Origin of the sequence: Streptomyces sp. PsTaAH-137 (genome assembly GCF_003259365.1) — a bacterium.
Taxonomy (GTDB): Bacteria; Actinomycetota; Actinomycetes; order Streptomycetales; family Streptomycetaceae; genus Streptomyces.
Map to the genome: position 1 here is coordinate 1 of NZ_QLLY01000014.1, position 4,038 is coordinate 4,038.

The following is a 4,038-nucleotide window of genomic DNA, read 5'->3' on the forward strand; positions in this document are numbered from 1 at the left end:
GGAACAACTCCCACAACTCGTCCGGCACCAGCCGCTCAACGATCCCTGCCACGACCGACAGCCTACCGACCCAACCAATTGAGATGACGTCTAAACCATGGCCCGGGCCGCCCACGACAGGCCGGAATCGCCGCAGGGACGAAGGGGCGCGTGGGATCGTTGCGGGGTGAGCAATCTGGAGGATCTTGTTCGGCTGCGGCGGGCCCGGGACCGGATGGACCGGGAGTACGCCGAGCCGTTGGACGTGGCCGCTCTGGCGCAGACCGCGCTGATGTCGCCGGGGCACTTCTCGCGGAGTTTTCGTGCCGCCTTTGGGGAGACTCCGTACAGCTATCTCATGACCCGGCGGATCGAGCGGGCCAAGATGCTGCTGCGCCGGGGGGACCTTTCGGTGACCGAGGTGTGCTTCGAGGTGGGGTGTACGTCGCTGGGGTCGTTCAGCACGCGATTCACCGAGCTGGTGGGGGAAACGCCCAGTGCCTACCGGTCCCGGGGGCGTGCGGACGGCGGGGATCTGCCGGCCTGTTTGTCCCGGATTCACACCCGGCCGGTGAAGGGGCAGCCGGACCGATCCACGGGCGTGTGACAGACGCCACCCATGGCCGACACAGGTTTACGTGCGCCGCAATCGGTGACTACGGTGCCTGAGATGTCTCGCCGCCACATGAATCCCGTAAACCAGAGAAGACGCGAAGACGAGAGTCGAGGTTCCATCTGGGAGGGATCATGAGCGAACCACTTCAGCTCGCGGCGCAGCGAGCCCCACTGCCGGACCAGCGCGCCGCCGCCGCACCCTCCGCGGGGACCACGACCACGGCCCCGGCGCCCGCCGCCACGGCCGGGAAGAAGCCCGGCAAGGCGCGGGACGCGTTCTTCGACAACGCGAAGTACCTGGCGATCGTGCTCGTCGCGATGGGCCATTCCTGGGAGCCGCTGCGTGGTGACAGCCGGGCCGCGTCCGCGCTGTACATGACGGTCTACGCGTTCCACATGCCGGCGTTCATCGTCATCTCCGGCTATTTCTCGCGGTCCTTCGACGCGAGCCCGGGCCGGCTGAAGCGGCTGATCACCGGGGTGGCCGTGCCGTACGTCGTCTTCGAGGTCGCGTACACGTTCTTCAAGCGGACAGCCGGGGGCGACCCCGACTACCCGATCAGCCTGCTCGATCCCTGGTACCTGACCTGGTTCCTGATCGCGCTGTTCGTGTGGCGGCTGTCCACGCCGTTCTGGAAGGTCGTCCGCTGGCCGCTGCCGCTGGCGCTGGCCATCGCGGTCCTTGCCTCGGTCTCCCCCGACATCGGTGACGACCTGGACCTCCAGCGCGTGCTGCAGTTCCTGCCGTTCTTCGTCCTCGGCCTGTGCCTCAAGCCCGAGCACTTCCAGCTCGTGCGGCGCAAGGAAGCGCGGCTGCTGGCCGTGCCGGTGTTCGCCGGTGCGCTGCTGTTCGCCTACTGGGCGGCGCCGCGGATGAACGCCGCCTGGTTCTACCGTCGCGACAGCGCCCAGGAACTGGCGGCGCCCGGCTGGTCCGGCGCGGTGATGACCCTCGCCATGTTCGGCTGCTCGGTGATCCTGGCCGCCTGCTTCTTCGCCTGGGTGCCGGGGCGGAAATTGTGGTTCACGGCGCTCGGTGCCGGAACCCTGTACGGATATCTGCTGCACGGGTTCCTGGCGAAGGGCTCGCGCTTCTGGGACTGGTACGACGTCGACTGGGTGCACACGCCTTGGGGCGAGATCGTCGTCACCGTCTTCGCCATGTCCGTCATCACGGCGTTGTGCACACCACCTGTGCAGCGCGCCTTCCGGTTCGTCATGGAACCGAAGATGGAGTGGGCCTTCAGGAAGGACGCCGCCGAGGTCGCTCGGCGGAGGTAGGCACGGCGCAGCGAGGTTCGAGACCGGCCGCCCGGCGCGCATGACGCGCCGGGCGGCCGGTTTCTTTCTGTCGTTCCGCAATCCCGCAATCCCGTGATCCCGCGGCCCCGTGATCCCGCGGTCCCGTGTCAGGCGGACGCCTTTTTTCTCGGCGTCGCCTTTTTCGCCGCCGTGGTTTTCTTGGCGGCCGTCGTCTTCTTCTCCGGCGTCGCCTTCTTCTTCGTCGTCTTCTTCGCCGCCGTGGTCTTCTTCGCGGCAGTTGTCTTCTTCTTCGCCGTCGCCTTCTTGCGGGTGCGGCCGGCCAGGTGCGTCACCTCGGCCATCTCGTCGCCCGAGGCGCGGGCCTCCTTCGCGGCCTTCACGCTGCTCTCCAGCGCGGCCATCAGATCGATCACCCGGCCGCCCTTGTCGCCGGAGACCGCGGGGGCCTTCTGCTGCTCGTCCCCGGAGGCCTTCGCCGCGATCATGTTCTCGACCGCTTCGCGGTAGTCGTCGTGGAGGTCGGCGAGGTCGACCTCGCCGAGGGTGTCCATCAGGGCGTCGGCCAGGTCGAGTTCGGCGTCGCGCACCGTGACCTGGGTGTCCGGCGCGACGTCCTCGGGGGCGCGGATCTCGTCCGGCCACAGCAGGCCGTGCATGGCGATGACGTCGTCGACGACGCGCAGCATGCCGAGCCGCTCCCGGCCGCGCAGGGCGAACTTGGCGATGGCCACCTTCCGGCTGCGCTTCAGGGCCTCGCGGAGCAGGGTGTACGGCTTGGCGGCGGGGACGCCGTTCGCCGAGAGGTAGTAGGCCGTGTCCATCTGGAGGGGGTCGATACGGTCGGCCGGCACGAAGGCGACGATCTCGATCGTCCTCGCGGTCGGGATGGGCAGGGCGGCCAGGTCGTCCTCGGTGATCGGGATGATCGAGCCGTCGGCGTCCTCGTAGCCCTTGCCGATCTCGTCGGCCGTGACTTCGCGCTCCTCCAGCTCGCACACCTTGCGGTAGCGGATGCGGCCGCCGTCCTCCAGGTGGATCTGGCGGAAGGAGATCGCGTGGTTCTCGGTGGCGTTGACCAGCTTGATGGGGATGCTGACCAGGCCGAACGAGATGGCGCCGTTCCATATGGAGCGCACGGTGTACCTCCCGTTTTGCCCGCTTACATAAGAAGAGTGCGGATTGTCAGGTTGTCTCAGTATGAGCGTATGACGCCCATGACAGAAGTGGAGGGGCGGCGGCTCGCGCTCAGCAATCTGGACAAGGTGCTGTATCCGGCGTCCGGGTTCACCAAGGGCGAGCTGCTGCACTATTACGCGACGACGGCCGGGGCGCTGCTCCCGCACCTGTACAACCGCCCGGTCTCTTTCCTGCGCTTTCCGGACGGTCCCGGGGGCCAGCGCTTCTTCGCCAAGAACGTGCCGCCGGGCACCCCCGGCTGGGTGAAGACGGCCGAGGTGCCGCGCTCCGACGGTGAGAGCGCGCGGCAGATCCTCGTCCAGGACCTGCCCACGCTGATGTGGGCGGCGAATCTGGTGACCGAGTTCCACACTCCGCAGTGGCAGGCGGACGCGCCGGGCGCCGCCGACCGGCTGGTGTTCGACCTCGATCCGGGGGCGCCCGCCAATGTCGTGCAGTGCTGCGAGGTGGCGTTGTGGCTGCGGGAGCGGCTGGCCGCCGATGGGCTGCACGCGTACGCCAAGACCTCCGGGTCGAAGGGGCTGCATCTGCTCGTGCCGCTGGTGCCGACTCCGTCCGCGCGGGTCAGTGCCTATGCGAAGGCGCTCGCGCAGGAGGCCGAGGGGGCGTTGGCGCACCTCGTCGTGCACCGGATGACGCGCAGCCTGCGGCCCGGGAAGGTGTTCGTCGACCACAGCCAGAACGCTGCCGCCAAGACGACGGCCGCGCCGTACACGCTGCGGGCCCGGGCCGAGCCGACCGTTTCCGCGCCGGTGACCTGGGACGAGGTGGCCGGTTGTGTGCGCGCCGAGGAGTTGGTGTTTCGGGCTGACGACATCGCGGGGCGGTTGCGGCGGTACGGGGATCTGCTCGGGCCGTTGATCAATCTTGATCGGGCCGGGCGGGTTCCGGGGTGACGTTTGGTGTTGCTCGGGGTGGGGGCGGCCGGGGTGCGTTGTTCGGGTGCGGGTGGGTGGGGGCTGGGCGCGCAGTTCCCCGCGCCCC

General features: G+C 68.7%; 4 protein-coding genes. 3 read left to right on the plus strand and 1 reads right to left on the minus strand.

Annotated features, from left to right (window positions below):
• Positions 1–166: 166 nt before the first annotated feature.
• Together K377_RS27725 and K377_RS27730 are read left to right on the plus strand one after the other, a co-directional pair.
• Positions 167–586: a helix-turn-helix domain-containing protein gene (locus K377_RS27725; protein ID WP_111666285.1), complete on the plus strand. Its 420-nt coding sequence runs from the start codon at positions 167–169 to the stop codon at positions 584–586.
• Positions 587–726: 140 nt separating this feature from the next.
• Entirely contained in the window at positions 727–1,875 is a 1,149-nt protein-coding gene (locus K377_RS27730; RefSeq protein WP_111666286.1) for an acyltransferase family protein, read from the plus strand.
• Positions 1,876–2,003: 128 nt separating this feature from the next.
• Here the strand turns inward: K377_RS27730 and K377_RS27735 are convergent, their stop codons facing one another.
• Entirely contained in the window at positions 2,004–2,993 is a 990-nt protein-coding gene (locus tag K377_RS27735; protein ID WP_111666287.1) for a Ku protein, read from the minus strand.
• 69 nt (positions 2,994–3,062) lie between these two features.
• On the opposite strand from K377_RS27735, the gene ligD reads away from it, so the two are divergent.
• On the plus strand, positions 3,063–3,950 hold the full coding sequence (ligD, locus tag K377_RS27740; RefSeq protein ID WP_111666288.1) for a non-homologous end-joining DNA ligase: 888 nt from the start codon (positions 3,063–3,065) through the stop codon (positions 3,948–3,950).
• The last annotated feature ends 88 nt before the right edge of the window (positions 3,951–4,038 follow it).

Coding starts and splice junctions, on each gene's coding strand:
- ligD (WP_111666288.1), top strand. CDS start 3,063: ATGACGCCCATGACAGAAGTGGAGGGGCGGCGGCTCGCGCTCAGCAAT.
- K377_RS27730 (WP_111666286.1), top strand. CDS start 727: ATGAGCGAACCACTTCAGCTCGCGGCGCAGCGAGCCCCACTGCCGGAC.